The 25642-nt window shown below is 58.6% G+C and carries 17 protein-coding genes; 14 read left to right on the plus strand and 3 right to left on the minus strand.

What is annotated here, in order from left to right:
• Nucleotides 1-245: 245 nt before the first annotated feature.
• The 3 genes from KQI84_16880 to KQI84_16890 are packed head-to-tail and all read left to right on the plus strand — an operon-like array spanning nucleotide 246 to nucleotide 4935.
• Complete coding sequence (locus KQI84_16880) at nucleotides 246-2603, plus strand: glycosyltransferase (protein ID MCB2156553.1); 2358 nt, start codon at nucleotides 246-248, stop codon at nucleotides 2601-2603.
• Entirely contained in the window at nucleotides 2600-4270 is a 1671-nt protein-coding gene (locus tag KQI84_16885) for a methyltransferase domain-containing protein (GenBank protein MCB2156554.1), read from the plus strand. Before KQI84_16880 ends, KQI84_16885 begins: the two co-directional genes overlap by 4 nt.
• Entirely contained in the window at nucleotides 4267-4935 is a 669-nt protein-coding gene (locus tag KQI84_16890; GenBank protein ID MCB2156555.1) for a histidine phosphatase family protein, read from the plus strand. Before KQI84_16885 ends, KQI84_16890 begins: the two co-directional genes overlap by 4 nt.
• Here the strand turns inward: KQI84_16890 and KQI84_16895 are convergent.
• On the minus strand, nucleotides 4932-5921 hold the full coding sequence (locus KQI84_16895; GenBank protein ID MCB2156556.1) for a winged helix DNA-binding protein: 990 nt from the start codon (nucleotides 5919-5921) through the stop codon (nucleotides 4932-4934). The two genes, KQI84_16890 and KQI84_16895, sit on opposite strands and share 4 nt — an antisense overlap.
• Before the next feature lie 12 nt (nucleotides 5922-5933).
• On the opposite strand from KQI84_16895, the gene KQI84_16900 reads away from it, so the two are divergent.
• From KQI84_16900 to KQI84_16915, 4 genes are all read left to right on the plus strand, one after another.
• On the plus strand, nucleotides 5934-6146 hold the full coding sequence (locus tag KQI84_16900; GenBank protein MCB2156557.1) for a hypothetical protein: 213 nt from the start codon (nucleotides 5934-5936) through the stop codon (nucleotides 6144-6146).
• 773 nt (nucleotides 6147-6919) lie between these two features.
• A complete protein-coding gene (locus KQI84_16905; GenBank protein ID MCB2156558.1) occupies nucleotides 6920-9430 on the plus strand; it encodes a glycoside hydrolase family 2 protein in 2511 nt (836 codons plus the stop codon).
• A gap of 187 nt (nucleotides 9431-9617) precedes the next feature.
• Nucleotides 9618-11132: a hypothetical protein gene (locus KQI84_16910; protein ID MCB2156559.1), complete on the plus strand. Its 1515-nt coding sequence runs from the start codon at nucleotides 9618-9620 to the stop codon at nucleotides 11130-11132.
• Nucleotides 11133-11242: 110 nt separating this feature from the next.
• Nucleotides 11243-12628, plus strand: coding sequence for a sigma-54 dependent transcriptional regulator (locus KQI84_16915; GenBank protein ID MCB2156560.1), 1386 nt, complete (start codon nucleotides 11243-11245; stop codon nucleotides 12626-12628).
• On the opposite strand, the gene KQI84_16920 is transcribed toward KQI84_16915, so the two are convergent.
• On the minus strand, nucleotides 12616-14973 hold the full coding sequence (locus KQI84_16920; GenBank protein ID MCB2156561.1) for a response regulator: 2358 nt from the start codon (nucleotides 14971-14973) through the stop codon (nucleotides 12616-12618). The genes KQI84_16915 and KQI84_16920 overlap by 13 nt on opposite strands.
• A gap of 129 nt (nucleotides 14974-15102) precedes the next feature.
• Between KQI84_16920 and KQI84_16925 the strand changes: the two genes are divergently transcribed.
• The 7 genes from KQI84_16925 to KQI84_16955 all read left to right on the plus strand — a co-directional run bounded on the left by KQI84_16925 (nucleotide 15103) and on the right by KQI84_16955 (nucleotide 25160).
• Nucleotides 15103-16035, plus strand: a complete 933-nt coding sequence (locus tag KQI84_16925; GenBank protein MCB2156562.1) for a hypothetical protein — start codon at nucleotides 15103-15105, stop codon at nucleotides 16033-16035.
• Between the two features lie 12 nt (nucleotides 16036-16047).
• Complete coding sequence (locus tag KQI84_16930; protein MCB2156563.1) at nucleotides 16048-19335, plus strand: hypothetical protein; 3288 nt, start codon at nucleotides 16048-16050, stop codon at nucleotides 19333-19335.
• A gap of 124 nt (nucleotides 19336-19459) precedes the next feature.
• On the plus strand, nucleotides 19460-20128 hold the full coding sequence (locus KQI84_16935) for a prepilin-type N-terminal cleavage/methylation domain-containing protein (protein ID MCB2156564.1): 669 nt from the start codon (nucleotides 19460-19462) through the stop codon (nucleotides 20126-20128).
• A 20-nt stretch (nucleotides 20129-20148) separates the two neighbouring features.
• A complete protein-coding gene (locus tag KQI84_16940) occupies nucleotides 20149-21615 on the plus strand; it encodes an ABC transporter substrate-binding protein (GenBank protein ID MCB2156565.1) in 1467 nt (488 codons plus the stop codon).
• 704 nt (nucleotides 21616-22319) lie between these two features.
• Nucleotides 22320-23087, plus strand: coding sequence for a sugar ABC transporter permease (locus tag KQI84_16945; GenBank protein ID MCB2156566.1), 768 nt, complete (start codon nucleotides 22320-22322; stop codon nucleotides 23085-23087).
• Nucleotides 23074-23961, plus strand: a complete 888-nt coding sequence (locus KQI84_16950) for a carbohydrate ABC transporter permease (GenBank protein MCB2156567.1) — start codon at nucleotides 23074-23076, stop codon at nucleotides 23959-23961. Before KQI84_16945 ends, KQI84_16950 begins: the two co-directional genes overlap by 14 nt.
• Complete coding sequence (locus KQI84_16955; GenBank protein MCB2156568.1) at nucleotides 23958-25160, plus strand: hypothetical protein; 1203 nt, start codon at nucleotides 23958-23960, stop codon at nucleotides 25158-25160. Before KQI84_16950 ends, KQI84_16955 begins: the two co-directional genes overlap by 4 nt.
• Here the strand turns inward: KQI84_16955 and KQI84_16960 are convergent.
• Complete coding sequence (locus KQI84_16960; GenBank protein MCB2156569.1) at nucleotides 25085-25612, minus strand: class D sortase; 528 nt, start codon at nucleotides 25610-25612, stop codon at nucleotides 25085-25087. The two genes, KQI84_16955 and KQI84_16960, sit on opposite strands and share 76 nt — an antisense overlap.
• Between the last annotated feature and the right edge of the window lie 30 nt (nucleotides 25613-25642).

Raw genomic sequence — 25642 nt, forward strand, 5'->3', positions numbered from 1 at the left:
GGTTCTGTCAACCATAATGCTCGGTAGGACACCATTTCTGTGTCCCTGTCCCGATCTCGGCGACTGCTCGTCGGACTTGTCGGCTACAGCGCAGTTGATGAGGGGGAAACGGCATCTAAAGGCCCCCTAGTCGGCTTCCAAGAGTGCTCGGAAGCCTCTGCTTGCTTCCAGCCATCTGCTCGCAGCAGCAGTGATGGTGTCGGGTGAAACTGGTGACCAATCCTGCCGGAAGGGTGAGCTTGCGCGTGCGAATACTGAAAGTGATTCATGGGTACCCGATGCGGTACAATGCGGGGTCGGAGGTTTACTCACAGACGATCTGTCGAGCCTTGGCGGATTCCCACGAGGTACGGGTCTTCACGCGGGAGGAGGATCCCCTCCGTCCAGACTTCGAGGTTCGCCAGGAAACAGACCCCACGGACAGCCGGGTGCTTCTTCATTTGGTGAACAACCCCAGGCACCGGGATCGGTACCGCGTCACGGACATCGATGTTCGCTTCGGAAGCCTCCTTGATGACTTTCAACCTGACATTGTGCATGTCGGCCATCTGAACCACCTTTCCACCTCTTTGGTGAACGAGGCTGTGTCTCGGGCCATTGCTGTCGTAATGACGCTTCACGACTACTGGCTCATGTGCCCCCGTGGTCAGTTCATGCAGATGTTCCCGGAATCGAAGGGCGAGACTTGGGCAGCGTGCGATGGACAGGAGGACCGTAAGTGCGCCGAACGGTGCTACGCCCGGTACTTCAGTGGTGCCCCAGAGGAACAACCAACAGACATCGAGCATTGGGCTGACTGGGTCGGACGGAGAATGCAGCACGTTCGCTCGCTGACAGATAGTATCGACACCTTCATCGCTCCCGCCCATTATCTTGCCCGGAAGTTCGAGAAGGACTTCGGTCTGCCAGCGTCGAGGATACGTTACCTCGACTACGGCTTTGATCTCAAACGGTTCACCGGCAGGCAGCGGACTCAGGGCGAACCCTTTACATTCGGCTACATCGGAACACACACAGCACCGAAAGGCATTCACCTGCTGCTCAAGGCGTTCGCCTCGGTGGAACCCCCAGTCCGGTTGCGCATCTGGGGCCGGGATACAGGCGCTGTTACTGACAGCCTGAAGCGTCTGGTCGAGTCATTTGGTGAGGGCGCTCAAGAGCGGGTAGAATGGCTTCCTGAGTACCGGAACGAAGAGATCATAGATCAGGTCTTCAACAAGATCGACGCACTCGTGGTACCTTCGATTTGGGTCGAAAACTCTCCCTTGGTCATACACGAAGCGCAGCAGGCCCGTGTACCTGTCATCACCGCAAATGTGGGTGGGATGGCCGAATACGTAAAGCACGAGGTGAACGGGCTCCTGTTTGACTTCCGAAATGTTGATTCGCTTGCGGAACAGATGCAACGTCTTGCTTCGGAAAAGGAGTTGGCGCGGCGACTTGGGCATCGAGGCTATCTGAATGATCCGAAGGGAAACATCCCTTCCATCGAGGATCACGTCAGGGAACTTGAAGGCATCTATCGAGATGCAATTCGGCGACGCGATTCACACGAAGTCAGCCACTCAAAAGGTCCCTGGCGCATCACCTTTGATACCAATCCAGACACCTGCAACCTGCATTGCATCATGTGCGAGGAACACTCGCCCCACAGCCCGCTGCAAAAGGAACGGAAGGAAGCGGGGCGTCCTCCAAGAATCATGCCTTTTGAGATGATAGAGCGCGTAATTGCAGAGGCCGCTCCCAACGGACTGAAAGAGGTCATTCCCTCTACGATGGGTGAACCTCTGCTCTACGACCATTTCGAGGGCATCATCGATCTCTGCCAGCGTTACGGCGTGAAGCTGAACCTGACCACGAACGGCACCTTCCCGCGACTCGGAGCCAAGCGCTGGGCCGAGTTGGTTTGTCCAGTCGGCTCTGATGTGAAGATCTCCTGGAACGGCGCGACAAAGGCGACCGAGGAGTCGATCATGATCGGGGCTCGCTGGGAGAAGGTTCTAGAGAACGTCAGGGAGTTTATCGCCATTCGCGATCGGATTGCCGAGAATGGAGGCAACCGTTGCCGGGTAACCTTCCAACTCACATTTCTCGATGCAAACGTACATGAGCTGGCGGATATTGTACGACTGGCGGTGGACCTGGGGATTGATCGCGTGAAGGGGCATCACCTGTGGGCGCACTTCGAGGAGATCAAGGGGCAGTCGATGAGACGAACGCCCGAGTCAATCAATCGATGGAACCATGCTGTTTCGGAGGCGTTCGCTGCTGCGCAGGAACGTACACTACCAAACGGACAGCAAATTCTGTTGGAAAACATCTACCCACTAAGCAGGGACGCGGTTGAGGACATCGCACCTGGTGGCCCCTGCCCCTTTCTTGGACAAGAGGCGTGGATCAGTGCCGTTGGCAGATTCGACCCCTGCTGTGCTCCAGATGCTCAGCGGCGGACACTTGGCGACTTTGGCGAGTTGAACGGTCAGGGCATCATGGATATATGGCGCGGCCAGCCCTATCGTGAGCTTCTCGAAAACTACAGGAGTCACTCCCTTTGTCGGGGCTGCAACATGAGGAAACCTGTCAAGGAGGCCGGTGAGCCATGACTTGGAGGGACTTGATCGTAGCCCCGAATCAAACGCATCATCTTCGTCATGGAGAGCCTGCTTACGAAAGGCGATTCGATGAGGTCTTGAAGTTCCATTCACCGGGCCTCGCCCCGGTTCGTGCGAGTAAGGAAGCTTGGCACATTCGCCCCGACGGGTCTGATGCTTACTCTAATCGATTTCGACGGGCGTTCGGATTCTACGAAGACCTCGCGGCGGTGGATTCTGGCTCTGGATGGTTTCACATCAATGCGGTAGGTAGCCAAGCCTATGAAGTGAGTTTCGCGTGGTGCGGCAATTTCCAGGAAGGCCGATGTGCAGTGCGGTGCTTGAGTGGGAAGTACGGCCATATCAATCGCGATGGAGTCTTCACAACAGACCCCGAGTGGAACTATGCGGGCGACTTTCGAGATGGTGTTGCCGTCATCCAGAACAACAGCGGCAAGTGCACGCACGTAACCCAGGACGGCAGCCTTTTGCACAACGCTTGGTTCGAGGATCTGGACGTCTTCCACAAGGGATTCGCACGGGCTCGCGATGAGCATGGCTGGATGCATATCAACACAGACGGGCAGGCGCTGTACGCACGTCGCTTTGCGCTCGTAGAGCCATTCTACAACGGCCAAGCCAGGATCGAACGGTTCGATGGAGCCCGCGAAGTGGTGAATGAGCGCGGCAAGTGCATCGTGGAACTCTGTCCCCCTCGACGCTCGGAGTTCGCTGTATTGTCTGAAGATCTCGTTGGCTACTGGAAGACAGAGGCGATCGCCACTGCCGTTGAGCTTGGTGTAGTGGATGCTCTTCCCGCAAGGTCCGAGGATATCGCGGGGAAGCTAGGCCTGCGACAGGATCGACTCCACCGACTTCTCATGGGACTCGGAGAGTTGGGTATGGTGGTGGTGTCAGGCGAGCAATGGGCCCTTACGGCGAAGGGAAGTTATCTTCGTCGTGATCATCCTTCTTCGTTGTCCGAGGCCGCCGCAGAGTACAGCACGTTGCTCAGGGAACCGTGGCAGTGTCTCCGGACGGCGATGCAGTCACATTCAGAATGGCAGCCTCCAGATATCTTTCATTCTGTTGCAAACGATGAAGAGCGCCTGGCCCCGCATCACAGGATGCTGAGCAGCTATGCTGATCATGACTATGCTCAAGTTCCGCCGCTCCTTGGCCTTGAGGGTAACGAGCGTGTCATCGATGCAGGCGGGGGAACTGGTGCGCTTGCGCGGCAACTTCTGAAAGTCCACCCGTCGCTTCACTGTACGCTTCTGGATTTGCCAAACGTTATCGAGGCCGCAAAGAGGCAGCCGGGGCCCGGTAGTGGTCTTCACTACTGCTCTTGTGACCTGTTTGAGGCCTGGCCCATTACTGCGGACGCCGTGGTTTTGGCACGGGTGCTTCATGACTGGGACGACGAAAATGCGGTGCAAATCCTGCGCAACGCGAGACGGTCGCTGGAGACGAAAGGCAGGCTCTTCGTTATCGAGATGATCCGTCCTGACGAGGGGTTCGGAGGTTCCCTTTGCGATCTCCACCTTCTGGCTGTGACCGGCGGACAAGAGCGCACTCGGGAGGAGTTCGCGGATCTTCTCGATCGATCAGGATTCTCGCTGAAGGAGGTTCGTTCGACTTCGTCAGTCGTTTCAGTTCTGGTAGGCACTGCAAAATGACTTCTGATGTTCTCCCCGACCACGTGCATACCACCCTGAGGGCAATCCTTGATCTGCCAAGAACTTGTCCTGTGGCGGTGCTGTTGCGGCACGCCGAACGTGGCCCCATCCTACAGGGAGAAGTTGGGATGGAGGTCCTGCTTACCGATGCTGGATTTCGTGAAGCCCAGGAACTTGGACGTCAAATCGGTCAGAGGATAGTCGGTATAGATTCGAGTCCGGTTGAACGATGTATGCAAACCAGTAGAGCCATGTTGGAAGGAGCTTCAGGAAGTGTGGCTATCAGCCAGAGTAGTCTGCTTGGAGACCCTGGAGTCTTCGTTGTCGATGGTGAGAAGGCGTTCGAGAACTGGGTGCGATTCGGGAACGACGGAGTGATGAAGCGAATCTGCACACAAGATGAACCACTTCCAGGTATGGCCGATCCCCAGAAGGCAGCAGCGCGGTTGTTGGATCACATTTCCGCAACGATTCATGGCAAGGCTGGTGTGCACCTTTTCGTTACCCACGATGTGATCCTCGCGGGGTTCGTTGGAAGGCTACTTGGAGTGAACCCGGAGCAGGACGCGTTTCCTCGCTACCTTGAGGGGGCGGTTACTTGGCAGGTGGGTGATGAGGTCCAAATTCGCTACCGAGATAGTCTGGTGCTTCGGCCTTCGCGCTAGCATTCTTCATTTCCAATTTTCTCCAGCAGGTGAGCAGCGCCTTCCCTCGCCCCCTCGGGATGGATTGCCAGGTCCACGTGGGTGAAAATGGGGCTTGCGACTTGGGTTTGAAGCCTCCTTTCGGTGCCCAGGAAGGCGACCTGGTCAGCGTACTCCATGACCCAGACGTTGGCGGCGTCTTCCTCGCATTGCACAAAGTGGAGCTTCCTCTTGAGCTGGGAGCTGAGCTTGCCTTCGAGATAGCAGGTGACGAGTTGGAAGTCCGCCTGACCACCCCAAAGGTAAGCTCCGCCGAATCCGGTGAAAGCGTACCTGCGTCTTGCGGCCCGCAGGCGTTTCTCCAGGGCCGACATCGCCTGTTGCCCTGACTTGCTTGGGATCACGCCTTTCAGGATGTTCCCGCATGGCGGGGTGTAAGCCTCACGCCATGCACTCAGGAGTGTGTCGGGCTCTGGGACGCGAATGGTTCTTCCCTCGCACTCGATCAAATCTTTCTCGCGAAGACGCTCCAGGATGCGGCTCATGTGCCCGCTGTCCACGCCAGTAGCCTCTCCGATCTCGCGTGCAGTCCATTCTCTACCGGAATGGAGAAGAAGCCAGTGGACGACGCGTGAACTCGTGGGTGCGAAGAGGTTCTTCTTTCGCCCCGGAGTTCGCTTCTCCGACTTGGTGCCCTCGATGATCACGTGGACTTGGGGACGATTTATGATGCTGGCGGTCCCCTCGGTAAGTTCCTGCCAATCGACTTCCTGAGCGTTGTGGAGCGCCGCGCCGACTGGGCTCCAATCTTCAACCACAAGAGGTGGCCGGGCTTCGGCCTCAGTGGGAACATCCGAGGCGTCGTTCTGTGGGGTGCCGTTCGATTCACTCGCATCGGTCGCCAGCGCCCTCAGGATGTCGCCAATCCACGCCGGAGCGTAGCGCACATCGTCCAGGAGTTCCCGGCGATCATCAGGGCTGACTTTCTCTCGAAGCCGATTGATCAAGGCTTCATCGACTTGATTCCTTCCCAAGTGATCAAGGGCATGGATGATCAACCCGCTCAGCTTTCCGGCGGTAGAAATGGCGCGGGAGCTTCGATTCTTCAGTACGATCTGCTGGTTGCCGACCTGAACGGTTCTGGATCTGCCATCGGTGAGGAAGACGATCTTCGCTGGGACCTGATCGGAGAGACCGAGCAAGTTCGCGGCGTAAGCGCCTGTTGGCTGTAAGCGTATGCCGTCTCGCGATTGGAGAGCCTTCGCGACCGCCTCGGGTGAAGGTGAAAGCGTCCCCAACTTCGGGTGCTCCCTGGGCACATCATAAAGGCCGCGAGCCAGCCGACGGATCAGTCCTTCCCTTTCTGCATTCATCAAAGCTAACCGGACCGCCTGGCTCGTCCCGAGATCGGTGAATTCAGAAGATGTGAACACCCAACCGGGTCCGTGATCAGTGATCCTGAAGAGGACCTTCATCGCCGTTGAGGTTGGCTGCTGTTTTCCAGGCATCTTGGAAGGAATAGGCTCCGATTCAGCTTCAACAACCCGAAGGAATGGGGCTATTTCGCCAACTGAATCAAGCCATTATGAAACAAAAACGAACCGTTTTTGTTTCATAATACCCGTTTTCTGACTGAATACGGCACCCTATTTAGTCAGAAAAAGAGTCGTCTACTGACAGATTACTGACATATTCTCGGATTTTCGGGCATTTTCTGCCGGATCTGCCGTTTCTGCCGATCGTGTAGATTACTGTGTTGACACGGGTTACTGGATTGGCTTGACTTACGCGAAGGCCTAAAGAGGCGTTCCCAAGCTGAGGGTCGCGGGTTCGAGTCCCGTTTCCCGCTCCAGTCTTCTCTTCCGGAAATTCATTCACCTTCATTGAGTCTGCGGGCTCTGCCTTGATCGCGGCGGAGGGAGTCTCGCGCTTGGCGGGGGCGTGGTATGTGAATTGCACTTCCTCGCCTCGGAAGTGAATTCATACCAAGGGGACGGGCGCTTACATGGATCGCATCGAGTCGCAGATTTCCGGTGTTAGCAAGGTGTCGCTGAATGGCGAATGGCGGGTGTCGCGAGCCGCCGATCGGGAGGAAGAACTGCCGGCGGTCGTGCCGGGGTGTGTGCACCTGGATCTTCTGGCGGCGGGTCGGATTTCGGACCCATTCGTTGCGGAGAACGAGGATGACTGCCAGTGGGTTTCGCGAGAGGTCTGGAGCTACCGTCGCGCGTTCGACGTGGACCAGGCGACGCTGGATTGCGATCGGATCGTGCTCCGTTGTCATGGCCTGGATACTTTGGCCGAGGTCTTTATGAATGGCGTGAAGATCGGCGATGCCAACAACATGTTTCGCACTTGGGAGTTCGATGTAAAGTCGGTCCTGAGACTTGGGGCGAATGATATCGAGGTGCGATTTCAGAGTGCGCTGCTCTTTACAGAGGCAAAGCAATCCGAGCGCAAACTTCCGAACTGGAGCGAGGGAAACGAGAAGCTGGTCGGCGGTCCATGGGTTCGCAAGTGCCAGTCGAACTATGGATGGGACTGGGGGCCAAAGCTTGTCACGTGCGGCATTTGGAAGGACATCGAACTTGTTGGATTCTCATTCGGCCGTCTGCAAGACGCGCACTTTCAACAGCACCATGGCGCGGACGGAGTACGCATCCAATTGACGGTCGAGGCGGAGATGGTGACGTCCTCGCAGGCGACGGCTCGCGCATTCATCCTGGATGGCGGAGCGGTCGTTGCTGAATGCGAAGCGGCTTTCTCGGAGGGGAAGGTCACGTTGTCCGCCACGATCACGCGGCCAAAGCTCTGGTGGCCGAATGGAATGGGCGAGGCGCATTTGTACGAACTGCGCGTGGAGTTGTTGGATAAGGGCGGTTTCGTGCGCGACGTCGTAGGCAAACGCATTGGCCTGCGGCGTCTTGAATTGCAGCGGCACGCCGATGAATGGGGAGAATCGTTTCAGTTTGCGGCCAATGGCGTGCCCTTCTTCGCGAAGGGGGCGAATTGGATTCCGGCGGACGCGTTGCTGCCGCGAGCGTCTGCTGGCGATTATCGCCGTCTGCTCGATGATGCGGTTGGAGTGAACATGAACATGCTGCGGGTATGGGGTGGCGGCGTTTACGAGTGCGAGGAATTCTACGACATCTGCGATGAGCTGGGCATTTGCGTTTGGCAGGATTTCATGTTCGCGTGCGCCGGCTATCCGAGCTTTGACGCCGCCTGGATGCGCAATTTCGAATTGGAGGCGGAGGAGCAGATACGTCGCTTGCGTCATCGCGCCAGCCTGGCGCTTTGGTGTGGTAACAACGAACTGGAGCAAGGGATCGTCGCGGAGACGTGGACGGATACCGCGATGAGTTGGGAGGACTACTCCGCGCTTTTCGACGAGTTGCTTCCATCAGTAATTGCGCGCTTAGATCCGGATACGGACTATTGGCCATCCAGCGCGCATTCACCGATCGGTGATCGATGCGATTTCAACAATCCCACGTGCGGCGACGCGCATTTGTGGGATGTGTGGCATGGGCGAAAGCCGTTTGAATGGTACTGGACAAGCACGCATCGATTCTGCAGCGAGTTCGGTTTCCAGTCGTTCCCCGAGCCGCGCTCTGTGGAATTCTATGCTCCCGCCGATGAGCGCAATATCACAAGTTACGTGATGGAGCATCATCAACGAAGCGGCATTGGCAACGCGACGATCATCGACTACATGTTGAGCTGGTTTCGTCTGCCTTGCGGTTTCGAAAACACACTCTGGTTGTCGCAGATTCTTCAGGCGGCGGCGATCCAGTACGCCGTGGAGCACTGGCGTAGAAACATGCCGCGCACGATGGGGGCGTTGTACTGGCAATTGAACGATTGCTGGCCCGTCGCCAGTTGGTCGTCGATCGACTACTTCGGCAGATGGAAGGCGTTGCACTACGCCGCAAAGCGTTTCTTCGCGCCGGTCATGCTCAGTGTTGTGGACGATCCAAAGGCAGCGAAGTTCTCTCTACATATCACGAGCGATCTTCTGACTGAGTGTGAGGGGCAACTGCGTTGGGTCTTGTGCGATACCGACGGCCGCGAGATCGGAGGCGGCACGAAGATCGTCTCGATGGCGCCGCGCTGCGCACGTCACGTTCTCGACATCGATGTTTCCGATGCGCGCCGGGACGTTGGCGAGCAGGGTTTGCTGCTCTTCTGTGAGTTCCTCATCAACGGAGAGACGGTCTCGCGTTCGTTCGGTACGCTCGTACGACCGAAGCACCTTCGCCTGCGGGCGCCAAAGCTCTCTCATCGAGTGGAATCGTGCGGGGACTCCAAGGATGTGATCGTAACCGTATCGGCAAAGCGCCCGGCGCTCTTCGTCTGGCTGGAGTTCGAGGAAGACGGCGTTCGTGCGGACGACAACTTCTTCCACCTTCAGGGCGGCGAGTCGCGGTCCATCCGTCTTCTGCCGGTGGGGGAAGGGGAGATCAAGGGCGTCGGGATCCGGGTTCGGAGCCTTTACGATACCTTTGCCGAGTGACGGAGCGTTCCAACGCCGGTTCCTGTTTGGGTCCCGTTTTGGAACAGCGACAGCTAAAAGGGCTGGATTCGGACCTCAGATTGCGCTTTCATTGGTTTTGGACCCCATATTAGACGGGCATGTTTGTGGCAATATCAGCGGCGTTCTTGAAGCAGTCCAGTTGCGATTCTCTAGGAGGTTTCGACGCATGACTACGAAGAGGTATTTGGCGGCACTGTTCGCGACGGCAGCAGCAGCTCTGGTGGCTGTGCCGGCGTCTGCGGTCCCGACATTGGATGGCGTCATCGACCCGGGGACGGAGGGGTACACGATTCTGGATGAAGCAGCCAGCGCGACCTATGGGGCAGGTGGTATCAGCGGGCTCTACGGCTACGTGGACGCCGACGCTCAGGAGTTGTACTTGGCAGTTCGGGGCTCGTGGCCCGATGGGGTCTACTGGGGTTCGGTGATTTTCGTTGGTCTGGGCAGCCAGGGAGGAGCCAGTTGGCCCTCGTTCACCCAGCTTCCCGTCTCAACAGACACAAACATCATGATCGGCTACACGGGCGGCAATGCGCTGCGCCCGACGATGGAGTATCCGGTGACCTACGGCATCGCGATGCGCCAGGAAGGCAGCAACACGACCGGCTCGATCAGCCTCACCAACTACACTGTCATCGATACGGTTCCCGACCCGGACGAGGCCTCGGCCGTGATGGTGCAGTTCAATTCGATTCCGAACGACGGCACGATCATCACGCATCCGTCCGGCGCGTTTGCCGGAACGCAGATCGCCTGGTCGAAGAGCGCCGACATCAGCACGAACACGGACCAGGGCTGGGAAATCAAGATCCCGTTTTCTGAAATGGGTAACGACGCCGGCGACATCTATCGCGTTCAGGCAACATACGGCGACGCGTTGAATGTCGGCGATGCGCTTCCCTACAACGCTTCCTTCACCCAGCAGAACAATCCACATTTCCCATCGATCGGAGCTGCCGACGATGACTTCGCGATTCTGCAGTACATCAGTCTCGACTCGGTGACGCTGGCAGATGCGGATGGGGCGGATGTTCTGGACGCGACCGCGGCCACCAACGATCCGGCGATCGATGTGCAACTCGGCACGGTTGTCGGCGCGGAACTGACTTCGGTGACGTTGGCCCAGGACGCCGGCTTCTCGCAGAACGTGCTGACTGTTGACTACACCGGGCAGACCGAAATCGCCTATACGCTGACGGCCGGCGATGGCTCGCGCGATGTCTTCGCTCGCCTGGATGCCGTCGCAGCCAGCAGCACCACAAGCGATTCGATCGTCCTGGATACGGACGTCCCCTCGGTGTCCTCCGCGCTTGCGCTGCAGGGCGGAGCGGCTACGGACGTCTCGGCTGTTTCGCTCTCCTACACGATCGACTTCGACGAAGCGATCAATACGATCGGCAACTCCGTTTCGGTGGCTGGTCTGGATGCGGCGGCCGTTGGCCTGTCCTACAACCCAGGCACCGCCAATCTCTCCAACCTGAACATTGGCGTCACTGGAACAGGACCATACACGATCAGTATTACCGGCACCGTGGATGTCGCCGGCGACCTGACCGTGACCATCGACAACTCCATCCTCTTCGACGCGGCGGGCAACGCCGTCGATGGAGTAGCGCCGACGGACTCGGTTACGCTGACGGATCTCTCCTCCGTCGTCGACTGGCGGATGATGGAGCACTGACGCAGCAATCACAACGTAATCGAACGCCGGGGCGAGACAGAATAACTCTCGCCCCGGCACTCTATTAAGGAGATACCTTCTCCACTGGACTCATACCGAGGAGGAGTGCCTTGCGGGTCTTGGTTCTGGACGATCAACGAGTGATGGTGGAGATGCTGCGCCGTCTTCTGGCCGGGCATGGCTGGGACGTGACAGGCGCCCATGATCTGGAACAGGCACGCGATGCGTTCCGCGCGGATGAGTTCGATTTGCTGCTCGCTGACGTCTACCTGGCAGAAGAAAACAGCCTGCCATTCGTCTCGGAAATGCGCGCCCAGAAGCCCGGGCTTTGCTGCGTAGTAATCTCGATCGAGGACACTGAGACGCTGGCGACGAAGGCACGCGAGGCCGGAGCGGATGCCTTCTTGTCGAAGCCGCTCTCCGAGCAGGCGCTGCTGTTTACCGTGAACAAGGTGATGGAGTCGCGTGCGCAGCGTCTGCGAACTGCGGACCTCGAACGGCAACTGACCCGCGTTTATCACAGCCCCATCTTCCCGCCTGTCGTCACGCGATCGGACCGGATGAACAGCATCATGGACTTGGCGCGTAGCGTCAGCGACGAGCTGGTTCCCGTTCTGATTTCCGGAGAGAGTGGCACCGGCAAGGAACTCGTTGCGCGCGCCGTTCATGAACTGGGCTCACGCATGCAGCGCCCGTTCGTCGAGCTTAACTGCGCAGCGATTCCGGCGACATTGGCGGAAAGCGAATTGTTCGGTCACGAGAAGGGCGCTTTCACCGGGGCGCTCGCCCGTCACAAGGGACGGCTCGAGCAGGCCGACGGTGGCACATTGTTCCTCGACGAAATCGGAGAGCTTCCGCTCGAGACACAGCCGAAGTTGCTGCGCGCGCTGCAGGAAAAGCAGTTCACGCGCGTCGGCGGCGTCACATCGACACGGTCGGACTTTCGGCTGATCTGTGCGACGAATCGCGATCTGCTGAATGAAGTGCGCGCCGGGCGGTTTCGCGAGGATCTCTACTATCGGGTCGTCGTCTTTCCGATCGTTCTGCCTGCACTGCGCGAACGATTGGAAGACATCGAGCCGCTGCTTGCGCACTTCTTCGCAGAGAGCGACCGCGAGCCGCCGGTTATCGATTCGGACGCCATGGACGCGCTGCGCAGTTACCACTGGCCGGGCAACATCCGAGAGCTTCGGAATTTCGCGCAGGCGGCCCAAGTGCTCTCGGTCGCGAGTGGCCGAATCGACATGCGAACCGTACGGAAGATTCTCCCTGGGCTGGGGTCCGTGCCATCCACGCGCCACTTCGTTGAGGGGGATGTTCCGGGGCGGCGGCCCGTTCGCAAGCTGGCCGATGTGGAGCGCGAGGAAATCCTGCACGCACTGAGTTACTTCGAAGGCGACGTGACGCGCGCCGCAGTAGAACTCGGAATGGGGCGTACGACTCTCTATCGCTATCTGAAGGACCACGGCATCTCGCCGCAGGATTACTCTTCCTGATCCAACATGCATCGATACGCGGATCGTATCTTTGCGGCCAGATCATTCGCTTCGCTTTCGTTCGAGTTCCGCGCGGCTGTCATCAATGCGCGGGCCGATTCCTCGATCGCTGTGAAGCCCGTCTGCGCATTGATCCCCGCCATGGCGTGGGCGGTTCGTTCGACCACACGCCAGTCCTTTGATTCCATCGCAGGGGCCAGCGCCTTGAGCTGATCCTCCATGTCGGCGATATAGAATTCTCGAAGCGTCTCATCGAGGGCTGGTGCTTTCGGCGCGGGCGGGGGAGAGGTTTCACCTGGCGGAAGAACGTCGCGCAGAACCGCCGCCAGTTGCTCCAGGCGAATAGGCTTCAGAATGGCGCCGTCCATTCCGGCATCGCGCGCTTCCTGAGCAATATTTCCGGCGGTTCCGGCACTCACCGCAATGAGCGGCGTCTGCGATTCCTCCCCAGGGAGTGTACGAATCCGACGCGCGATCTCAAACCCATCCATGCCCGGCAGATGCACATCCAGTAGAACGACGTCGTAGTTCCTGTTGCCCGACGAGATCATCTGCAGCGCGCGTGGCCCATCTTCCGCCGCGTCGCAACGCGCACCGAGTTCCGCAAGGAAACCCTCCAGCACGAACCGATTGAGCCGTTGATCTTCGACGATCAGGACGTTCCGCCCCGCGAGCAAATGCGGATCGCTATTGCACTGGCCGATGGGGTTCTCGCCGTTTGAAGGCTGGGGGTTCTTTGGTTCTCGTGTGGGGAGAGTCACCCAGAACGTCGAGCCACTCGCGGCATTGCGACGGTAACCAATCTCGCCACCGAGGAGGTGAACGAGTTGGCGGCTGATGGCGAGGCCGAGGCCCGAGCCATCTGTGCGATCAGAATCGCGAATCTGAACGAATGGAATGAAGAGTTGTTCGACCTTCTCCTCCTCGATTCCAATGCCAGTGTCGGAGACTTCGATCAGGATTTCCTCGTCGCCCCTCATTCCGAGGCGCAACTCGATGTGGCCTTCCGCAGTGAACTTCACCGCGTTACCCAGCAGATTGAACAGAATCTGGCGGAGGCGATTGGCATCCGTGTGAATCCAGCGATCCGCCGCCGGTTCCACGCGAATGTCGATTGTGAGCCCTTTCTCCGAGGCTGCGGCAGCCAGAATCTCGCCCACCTCTCTGACAATGCCGGCGACTTCGACATCCGATTCGTTGATGCTCAGCATCCCCGCTTCGATCCGCGCGATATCGAGCAGATCGTTGAGCAAGACCAGCAGATGCTCGGCGCTTGTTCCAATGGCCGATACATATCGGGTCTGTATCTCTTCCAGGCGGGTACGACGCAGCAATTCGCATGCACCCATGATGCCATTCATCGGCGTGCGGAGTTCATGGCTGACGCTACTGAGGAAGCGTGTCTTGGCACGATCCGCGGACTCGGCGGCATCCTTCGCCTCGCGCAATTCGATCTCGGCGCGCTTGCGCTCGATGATGTTTCCCAGCAGCGCCGCGTAGATCGCGATCAACTCCTGGCGTTCTTTGTTGAGAGGCGCCCCCGACAGGCCCGCATCGTTCACGAACACGCCGACCGGTCGCTCCATCGATTCGATCGGCGTCAGAACAATCCACCCACCGCCGATCATCACGGTTTTCTCACCGTCCCAGTAATTGTGCTCGCCCTGCGTGACGAAGTACGGCGCCTGGTGATCCCACGTCATGTGAAAGTGCTGGCGCCAAAGGTCGTTGAGGGGGAATTGCAGGCTGTGCTCAGCGATGGTCCGGCCTTGCTCATCCGTACCGTAGGTTCCGGTGATGAGTTCCGGGCCCTGCAAGTAAAGAGAGCAGCGCTCCAGGCCCAGGCGTTCGCGAGCGGCCGTGACCGCGCCGTGGTAGACTTCATCGACTGTCGAGCAGGCAAGTAGTTCCTGCGCGATGCGAATAACTTCGCGCAGGCCACGGATCAAAGGGTCCGCGCTTGTGGGGATGGACGACTGCAATCGGAGGAGCGAAGCGCCTTGCTTTCGCAAGAGTTCCAATTCATCGCTGTCAATCTGGCGGCGTGAAGTTCCGGCGGCGGTCGCCAGAATCAGGACAGTCGTTTCGCTCAGATCGAGCGCACCAAGGGAAGAGACCATATTCTTGTGTGGCTCGGGAAGTTCAATTTCCAGAAAATCGGTCCGTATGGAATGCGAGGTTCCCGCATCAAGAACCTCATCGACAAGGGAGTGATCGAGATTTCGTCCGGCAAGGACTTGCATTCCCTTCCCGGTCGATTGGAGAATGGCACCGGAGTGGGCGCCCACGCGCCCGATGCAGTAGTCCAGATACGCTTGCAGAGGAGAATTGCATTCGCCATTCATGAGAAACTCCGCCGGCCGGGCAGGGGTGAAAAGACCTGACCCCTGGCATATCGATTGCTCAATTCAGGCACAGATAGGTTTCCGTGCCAATCTTTCATTTCCCAGCAAATTGCTGGAGGGAGGCAGAAAGTGAAGCGGATTTTCTTCTGTGCTTTCGTCGTCGTGAATTTGATGCTCTTGGCATCCGCGCGCGCCGATGTTGTCTTGTACGAGATGACCCCATCGAACATGACGGACTGGAAGTCTGGAGGGGCCACAGTCTCGCTTGCTCGCCCCGGCGTCATCTCCATTACCGAATCGAACCCGAGCGGGGGGTGGGGCGATGCGTTGCTCGATGCGCGTCTCCCATACCTCAATTCTGCGATGCTTGAAGTCAATGTCGACAAGGTCCATGCCGGTGCGTTCACCGTGCAGGGACTCGCCTTTGTGAATGGCGAAATCGTCAAGACGATCGACATGGTGAAAGACCGCGCGCTTGGCGGACAGGTTCTCATTTCGATGGCGGCCCAACCATTGCCGGAAAACACGCAGTACCTGCTATTGAAGATCTGGGCTGTGAACGCGGAGGGGGCGCGTGTCGATATTTCGAGCCTGCGCTACTACCTCCCCGACAAGACCGGAAATGGCCACTCAACGCGTGTGATTCTCCCGCACAATTGGGAGAAGGATGGTTTGCTCGCAATGCAGCGCGGCGAGAATACACGCCTTCTGTTGGAGCCAGGCAGAACCTATGGCTCAACGATGTCGGATGCCGCCTTCGACGTGTCGCCAAAGGACTCGATTCTGATTCGCTACGGTGAATTGAAGAATGGTCGTAGCGCCGTGCAACTCATTGCGTTCGACAAGGACGGGAAGTACCTCGATTCCGTGCAGGTTCTGCGGACTGACGCCCCGGGAATGCAGATCGTTCGCTTGAGCGATCTGAAGTGGCCGGAGGGCACAAGTAGTTATCGTATCAAGATCTGGTTGGAGGGCGACCCCTCCGCTTCTCTTGTGCTGGATGGAATCGCAATCATCGGTGGCCTCGGTGCTCCGGTCGATTCAACGAGTGGGAAACGCTGATCGGAGGGCACTGTGCCCAGTGAGAACAGGATCATTCTTCTCCTTCTGGCGATTCTTGCGTGTGGCCTGACTGCCGCGGGAAAAGAAGCTGAGAGTGGAGCACCGGCCCGCGCCGTTTACTTCTCCTCGCCAGGCGAGAGTGTGCCGAACGGGATTGCGGCAATCGAAGGCATCACCATTGGGAGCGCCGATGATTTTTGGCCCCAGCTTATCGATGCACTCGAGCACAATCGCACTGCGATTATTGGCGATTCAGAGCGCTTTCCGGTCGAGAATTGGGGTTTGCTCTCCGCGTTTCTGGAAGAAGGTGGCCGCGCGATCTTCATCGGACGGAGCCCCCTGGAGTCACGCCTGCAGACGCACAACGACGAACTCGTGACGCGCGAGGAGTTGGAAAAGCAACTGCGCGCCTCGGCGAACGCCGTCGCTGGATTTAGTGAACTGAGCGAGTGGCAACATTGTCGAAATCACAAGCCAATCGAATCCGAGCCAACCCCCACCCGAATCATCGGCAGCGACTGGCCGGCGGTCAGCGCATTTGCGCGCGACTTGGACGAAGCGGACTATCTCGAGCGGCGATTCGCTTCAGGCACGTTGGAGGATGGTGTTGCGTTGGCGTTCAGCGCGCGCGGAACGAGTACCACAACCCGCCTGTCGCTTGTTTGTCGCGAAAGCGATGGATCGCATTGGCAAACCGTTCTGACGCTTAGCGATCAGTGGCAGGATTTCATTCTTCACCCACAGCAGTTCCAGTACTACTGGGGAGGCGAAAACCGCGGCGGCGCGGACGACACGCTGCACCTCGCGAATGCGGATTACCTTAGCATCGGCCTGGACATGCACCTGGGCCCACAGATGCCTGGCGACCATCGCTATTCGTTGTCCGAGGTGCGCACAGTGATCGATCCCCGTCCGGCGAATCGGCTGGGTTGGTGGCCGGACTGGATGCTTGTTTCGCCTCCGGTTCGCCGGTACGAGACCTTTGCAACCAGCATCGTTCCAATGCACGGCGGTGAACCGATCGAACTGAACGCGGTGATTGGTTCGCCGTTGCCGCGGGCACTCGGCACCGGTGGTGAAGCCGCTGCGCCGTATCGTTGGATACCGATCTACGAAGCACTCAATGCCGAAGGAGAGAACGTTGGGTGGCCGGTTTCAATATACGTTGAACCTGACGAGGAAGGGCGAATCCGGAAGCGCTGGGCATGGATCGGCGTCGACGAAGCGACGGTCTCCGACGAGGTGCTTGTTGCGCTTGTTGAGACTGCCTTGGAGGAAATCGAAAAGCCGGCGTATCTCTTCAAGGCAGGCAGTCCGAAATTCATCTACTTGCCTGACGAGAAGATTCGCGTCCAGGCAACCATTATCGGCGACGCACCGGACGCCACGATTGCCGCGAAAATCCTCGATGGCGAGTCACACATCGTCACGGAGTTGGTTGTACACCAGCATTCGATCGACGAATTACTTCCCGTTCCGAGTTATGAATCGGCCAAAGACCTGACAGTTGAGTTGCAACTGAATCCCGACTCAGCCGCTGCCGATACTATTCGCCAACAAGTGCTCGTGCTGCCGCTGGAAGTTCCAAACGATGACGAATGGTTGCAGACCGCAAATGGCTATTTCGTTTCGGATGGCGAACCCGTCTACCTGAACGGTGTTAACTACTGGCCACGGACAACGAATGGAGTTCTCGAGAACGAATGGCATTCGCATTGGTTAGAGCCGGGCATCTTCTCGCCGGAATTGATTGAGGCAGAACTCGATCGCCTGGCACGTGCAGGAGTGAACGCGATTGCACTGCAATACCACGAGAAAACCCAGGCTCCGCAGCTCTGGTTCGTGGCCGAACAAGCCCAGCGCCGAGGGATTCGAATCGTTGCGTTCATTGGTTTCCTGCAGCCGATCTGGCAGGAACTGAATCGCGGTATGGCACTGGTGGACGAAGCGCGCCTCGATCGCTTCCCCACGATTGCGGCGATCGATCTGGCCTGGGAACCGCACCTTGGCGATCACGATGGCCGTCGCCGATTCGATGCGGACTGGCGCGATTGGCTAGTGGAGCAATTCGGTTCGCTGGAACACGCATGCGAAGTTTATGACCTCTGGCGCGATGACGATGGGCTCGTAACGAATCCGCCGGACGAAGAGCTCAAGACCGATGGGCCGCACCGCGCCCGCATAGCGCTCTATCGCCGATTCGTCGATGACTGGACGAGCCGGAAGTACGGCGAACTGAAGCGCCTCCTCCGTGATCGCGGCGTGCGTCAGTTGCTTTCTGCACGCAGCGGCTATGGTGGCACCGGCAACGATTGGGCGGATCCGCTGATGCCCATCGATCTTGGCGCGGGCGCCTACCACTTGGATTTCATTTCGCCCGAGAACTACATGATCAGCGGAGGGCTGGACAAGTTTCTCGAAGGCGCCTTCATTGTTCAATACGGGCGCGGAGTCAGCGGCGGTAAGCCCGTCGTGTGGTTGGAGTATGGAGTGTCCGTCGGTAAGCAGCCCATGGCGGGCGATCTGGGAAATCAACAACGCTACTACGCAAACATGCACGAGTTGCTGTACCAATCTGCATCGGCCGGCGGGTTCGCATGGTGGTTCCCTTCCGGTTGGCGCGTGGAGGAATCGAGCGACTACGGCGTGATCGATTACGACGGAACGTGGCGACCGGCGGGGGAGGAGATCGGGCGATTCTCGAAGCGGCTGCAGGACGAAGGCCTGCGGACAATCGATGATTGGGACGGCTCCACGTTCGAGCGATTCAAGAACGCACGCGGGATTTCTGCCCTTTGGGAAGAGCACCGCAGCGGGGCGCTGAATCAACTGGAGCACAACGAGCTGGAGGAGATGCGCCCCGAAGGATTCGGTGTTTCAACTTCCAAAGGCGGGTTCATCGGTGTCGGGAAAGTGCCCCTGAACGCGCCCATGCCGATCGAAGGTGTGAACGCGGAATGGGACAACATCCTCAGCAATGGCCGGGCGGTGTCGCATCGCTACGGTGCGCCAGTCGAAGTCGGAACCGGGGAAGCGCTCAGCATTGAACTCGTGAATAGCTCATGGAGAATGTGGGCTGCGGGCGATGTCTCGGTCCATATCGTCTCGCCGAGCAATGAAGCGAGCACGATCTCGTTGTCCACCGAGGTGGCTCCGCTGACGGCCACGTCGGTCGAGTTCACCGCCGACGAAATCGGTGAGTACCGCCTGCGGGCAGCGCTGGATGGAGTTGGCGAATTCGGTCAGCCATTGATTCTGAAGGTCGCCGACCAGTCCCAAATCGGCACTGAACCGTTCTGATCGTGGTCCCAATCTGGTACGGCCGCCGCGGGCGACCTGTTCTGCCGCGGAAACGCCAAGGCACGGTTGTTGAAGAGGGATTCACCGGAGCATTAACCCAAGGGGTCTGGAAGGAAGGAGAACGATGAAGGCAAGACGAGGCTTTACGTTGATTGAGTTGCTGATCGTGGTGGCGATCATCGCCATCCTGGCGGCCATTGCGGTTCCGAACTTCCTCGAGGCGCAAACGCGCAGCAAGGTCAGCCGGACGAAGGCAGACTTCCGCAGTGTGGCCACAGCGATCGAATCTTACTCCGTCGATCACAATCACTATCCTGTTCCCAACGTCGACGTGACCTGGCGCGTTGGACTTGTTCCGCTGACGACGCCGATTGCGTATCTGTCGTCGATTCCGTGGCGCGACGTCTTCCGTCCGGCCGAGGGAGTGTTGGAGTGGGAAGACGGGACGGCCGTCGGCGGTCTGGAAGCAGGAAGTCGGCTCTACTACAATTACGAACGCATCGACCCCGCGTCCGGCATCACCTGGGCGGATCGCGTGGCGACATCGGGCTACGAGCATTTCCGTCGCGGCTATCTGATGGAAAGTGTCGGTCCGAACCAGCGACTGGCCATCGGGAGTTGGTTTGCCTGGAATGCGGTCGAGTGCCAGGACCCTGGCCCTCATGAAGGCGTGAATACAATCTACGATCCGACGAACGGGACGATCAGCGGTGGCGACATCATGCGCTACGGGGGAGAGACTCCGCCAGTTGATTGCGGCGCCGCAGCGATCGCTCTGATTAACGGGGGCTGACCGGCCACGCGGAGAGCAGGATGGCTCTGAAGCACATATTCGCGCTTAGCTTTGTCGCTCTGATCGGACTTAGCCTCGTGACCTACGCATCGTTGCCGCACGCCACGAGCAAGATCCCCGTGCTCTACTGGGTGACCGATGCGAATCCTGCGCGCGCGCAGCAGATGTCGACCTTCGAGCAATGGATGAAGCGCGAAGGCAACGGCGACATCGACATGCGGCTGGACAGCACAAACAACGACAATTCCAAGAAGATCATCCAGGGCGTCTCCGGAATGGCGGGCGATATTCTCGACATGTACGGCGGCGATTCGCTGCGGTACATCCAGTCGATGGGCATTCTGGAAGACGTGACCGAACAGGCCGAGGAATTGGGTTTCGGGCCGCAATCAACGTGGGAATCGATTCGCCCGGAGATCACGATCGACGGGCGCCAGTATGCTTACCCGTGCAATGTATCGCCCGATCTGTACTGGGTGAACGAGAAGACCTTCGCGGACGCCGGGCTCGAGACTCCACCGATCCGAATGCGCATCGAAGAGTTCGAACGTCTTGGAAAACAATTTGTCGAAGCTGCAAATCCCCCTGGCGAGCACCAGCAGTTCTTCTTTGCCGATCGCGTGGATCGGAACATCCTGCGGCGCAGTCTCGGGCTCAGCCTGTACAACGAAACGCTGACGCAGTGCCGTCTGGATGATCCTCGTGCGGTTCGAGTACTCGAACTCGTTCACAAGTGGACCTACGACGACCGCATCATCCCGAGTGCTGCCGACGTGGCTTCGTTTTCGACGGCAAACACGTATGGAGGCTCGTCGTTTCAGCTCTTCAACAATGGCAACTTCGCGCTGCTCTTCTCCGGGCGCTGGGCTCTCACACAGTTTCGCGAATTCGGTGCGCTACAACTTGATGTGGCCGAGCCGCCGTACTTTGAGTTCCCAAACACAAACGTGAATTCTCGCAGTTCGACGGTCTACGCCGGGACACAGAATCCGGAGGTCGCTGTTCACTTCTTGGCTTTTCTCGCCAGTGAAGACTACAATATGCTGATCGTAGACGTCGCGGATGCGTTGCCTCCGAATCCGAAGTACACTGAAACAGAACGATTTCTCCACCCGGCGGACTATCCAAATGAGTGGGGGACGCACGAGCAATTTGCCCGTGCGGCGAAGGAGCTTTCCGTCGCAGCGGTTTACAGTCCGTACGTTTCCGCTTCGTTCGTGAACCGGATGGAGCGGGAATACTACGAGGGTTACATGGCAGGGTTGTACGACGCGAGCGAGGCATGTCGCCGCGCCGCCGAACGCGTAAATCGCGAGATCGAACGCAATTTGGAAGAGTCGCCCGAGTTGCAGGCGCGCTACGATCAGGCAATGAGGCGCCAGGACAATATCGATGCCCGCCTTGCCGAAGGGAAACCAGTGCCGGCCGAGTGGATCGATAATCACTTCTCCCGGCGGTACCTCGCGGCGAAGGGGTTGCTCGAATGAACCTCCGGCAACGTCGCGATCTTGCGTCCGGGCTGTTGTTCCTCGCGCCGAATCTGGCGGGCGTGTTGGTCTTTACACTGGTACCATTTGTCCTCAGCATTGTCTTTGCCTTCACGAACTGGGATCTTCGTCTGCACAACCAGTTTCAGAACCAGCCGCTTGAATTCGTCGGACTGGAGAATTTCACACGCCTGCTGAGCGAACACGAATTCTGGAAGTATCTCGGCAATACCTTATTCTTCATGATTGGTGTGCCATTCTCGATCGCCGGCAGCCTTGTGCTGGCCTTGTTGCTGACCGGCGATATGCGTGGGAATTCTCGGGCGGCAAGTCGTCGCGTGATCGCAGCGTTGCTGGGGGTCGGTATTCTGCTCGCTGCGATCGCACTTCTCGGCGGAGCAGGGCGCTTGACGACTTTCCTCCTCCTGATCGGCGCCGGCCTTGTTGTCGGCGGAATCCTCTGGGGCAGCACGTTCTATCGCACGCTGTTCTACATTCCGCACTTCACGGCCGGCGTCGCGACCTTTGTGCTGTGGAAGAAGCTCTACAATCCCCACACTGGGCCTGTGAATACGACACTCGAGCCTGTCCTCGACGGCTTGGCGTCGGCCGTCAATGCGCTGCCCGCATCCATCACCGAGGGAATCGGCTGGGCCCTGTTTCTTTGCATCGGCATCGTGGGGGGCTTTTTCATCTCGGCGACGATGAAGCAGCGATCAGAGGGAGATACCGGGGCACTGTCTCTGGCCGCAGGGATCGGAGTTGTCTCACTGGCGCCGATCTTCACGTTCTTCATGACTCCGCTCCGCATCGGCGCTGTCACTCTTCTTCTCGTCATGGTAGCGATTCCAATCGTCACAGCAATGCGGCAGCGCGGGACGAGCAATTTCCCGGCTCCGCGAGCCGAAGGAATGGGGACGGCTCTGCTTGTCGGCGGGATGGTTCTGGCGCTGCAGTTCGTCCTGCTCGGAATCGCACTCGTGCTCTTGCGGCTGCCCCAGATGGCTGTCGATGGACTTCGGCCGCCGGGATGGCTTGTGGACTACCACTGGTCAAAGCCCTCGCTCATGATCATGGCGTTTTGGGGGGCGGTCGGATCGAACAACATGCTGCTCTATCTCGCAGGTCTCAGCAACGTCCCGAAGGAGCTGTACGAATCCGCAGAGATCGACGGCGCGTCCGGCGTGAAGAAATTCTGGCACGTAACCTGGCCACAACTGGCGCCGGTTACCATGTTCATCGTCATTATGAGCGTGATCTATGGGTTGCAGGGCGGCTTCGAGATGGCGCGCACGATGACGGCCGGCGGGCCCGCGGGGGCGACGACGACGCTCAGTTACTACGTCTACAATGAAGGTTTTGAAACCGGGCGCCTCGCGTACGCGGCGGCGATTTCGTGGGTCATCTTCGCTCTGGTGTTTGTTCTAACCTTGATCACGTGGAAGTTCGAGAATCGCTATGTCACTGACTGAGAACAGCGCAGCCAATGTTGCGTCGCTCTCGGCGGGCGATCGCGGCGTCTCGATGATCAGAATCTCAGCCATTCGCACAATTGTGCGGCACTTGGTTCTGGTGACGATTGCGTTCACGATGGTGCTGCCGTTCTTGTGGATGGTGCTTACCAGCCTGAAGCCACTCGATGAAGTCGGCCTGCGTCATTGGATCCCGAAGAGCATGCAATGGGGAAACTATCGCGAGGTTTTCGACGTCATTCCGTTTGCGCGATTCTACTGGAACAACCTGTTCGTCGCGACGTGGGTGACGCTGCTGCATCTTGTTACCAGTTCCTTCGCCGCGTACAGTTTTTCGCGCATCGATTGGCCGGGCCGCGACAGGATCTTCGTTCTCTATCTGTCGACCATGATGTTGCCGGGCCTCGTCTTGATGATTCCGAACTACCAGATTATGGTCACGCTCGGCCTCGTTGATACATTGCCCGGCCTGATTATTCCCGTAGCCTTTAGCCCGTTCGGCACGTTCCTGCTGCGACAGTTCATGATGACGATTCCGCGCAGCCTCGACGAAGCCGCAGCGATCGATGGCGCAGGGCGCTGGCGCACGTTCTGGGATGTGATTCTGCCGCTGGCGCGCCCTGGACTGATTACGCTGGCGATCTTCACGTTTGTCTCTGTGTACCAGAGTTTCTTCTGGCCGTTGGTGATGCTGAAGAGCATCGAGCGCTACACGTTGCCAGTCGGTTTGCTTTTCTTTGATTCGACGGCGGGACAGGCCACGCACCTCCTGATGGCCGCGGTCACGATGTCGGTTCTGCCGATGATCGTCCTGTTTGTCTTTCTGCAGAAGTTCCTTGTGAGTGGCATTCAGCTTGGGAGTGTAAAAGGATGACATCGCCCGTGGAGATGCAATTCAGTGCACCGCTGTTGATGGGAGAGGCGCTACCGCTTCCGTTGCTGTTCGGTCATTTCCTGCCGTGGTACACGTTGGAGCCGGAAGACTTCGACCTCGCCGATGCGCTCGATGTTCCCGTGCCGATCATGCCGCCGATCGGGCGCCTTCGCCATTGGCAAGACGCCCGATCCGGCTATCGCCGCACGCACCTGCACCAACCGATGATCGGGCGATACGATTCTCGCTCGCGCGACACCATCTTCTGGCAGATTCGGATGGCGCTGGAGCATGGGTTCACAGGCTTCATCATCAACTGGTACGGGCAGAATTCGGTGGAGAATGTGCTGACCCTACACTTCCTTGCCGGTGTCGAGGAGTGGAACGCATCGCACCCCGACGAGCCATTCCTGTACTTCCTGTGTATCGATTCGCAGGCCCAGGTGGCGACGGAAGACAAGACGCCGGTGACATTGCAGGAAGACATGGAATACATCCGCCGATTCCTGATTCGATCGGCCTACCTGCATCGGAACGGCAGGCCGATCATTGCCGCATTCCCGTACGAGAATAACGCGCGGCATTGGGTTGAAACGGCCGAGCGAGTGTTTGGGGCGGATGGCGTCGATCTGATCTGGATGAATCAATGCACATGCTCAGGGGAGAGCGCCGTGTATCCTTGGATTCATCCCGATCGATCGGCCGTCTCGGACTCGCTCTACGCGTGGACCGACCCGGACTCTGCCGGTATCGAGTTTCTTCATGAGATGCTGCATGATGCCAACACTGCTGCATGCGAAGAACGCGGACCAGAGTACGTGATGGGGGGTATCTGGCCGGGCTTTGACGATCAGCTTGTTCGATGGGCGTGGGATCCGCGTGGCGACGATGCGCCCGTGCGCCCGCGTGTGATGTGTCGCGAGACGACCGAGGGCAACACGCTCGAACGTACGTGCGAGGCGATGCTGCAATACCTGCGGGCGCACCTATCCGGCGAACCCGACGCGGCACTTCCGCTGCCGCTGATTCAAGCTGTGACCTGGAATGACTACGCCGAAGCGAGTACCATCGAGCCGACGCTCGATTACGGCATGCAGCCGCTTCAGACCTGCGCCGATTTCATTCAGAAGGCGCGTGAAATCGTCGCCTCGTCGGAACGACAGATCACAAGGAATCTCTCCGGCGCAGGTCCGACGTAACGGAACGGATAGCACGTCGACAAAAGAAGCACATCTGGCTTGCTCATCTCGGCAACGCGTTGCTGCAGAGACTGTGGCGTATGAATCTCGATGTCCGTGACTTTAAAGCGCTGCACTTGCTCAACTGTCTCAAGCTGCACTTCCATCCCCACGCGCACGCTCTGCAGCTTGCGGAAATGCGTATCGCGGTGGGCCAGGATCATCGGCGAGCCGCTGCCCTCAACAAAAGCAGGACTCTGCACGAGATGCTGCAGCGTGGCAGTCTGAAGGACGTTCTGCTCGAGACCGATATCCATAATCTCAAGGCGTGCCACGGGATCGTTCGCTCCCGTCCGATCTGGTTGCGCGAGCACGCGATGCCACGTGCGCTCGCCTTGCCATTGCAAGCACGCGCGGCGGCACCATCGGCCCACAGGCGGACCGGCGAGACCGATGCCAACTGCAAGAAGCATCGCCCCCGCGAACAGCCTGAGTCTGATTGG

Source organism: bacterium (genome assembly GCA_020444065.1).
In the GTDB taxonomy this organism is placed as follows: domain Bacteria; phylum Sumerlaeota; class Sumerlaeia; order SLMS01; family JAHLLQ01; genus JAHLLQ01.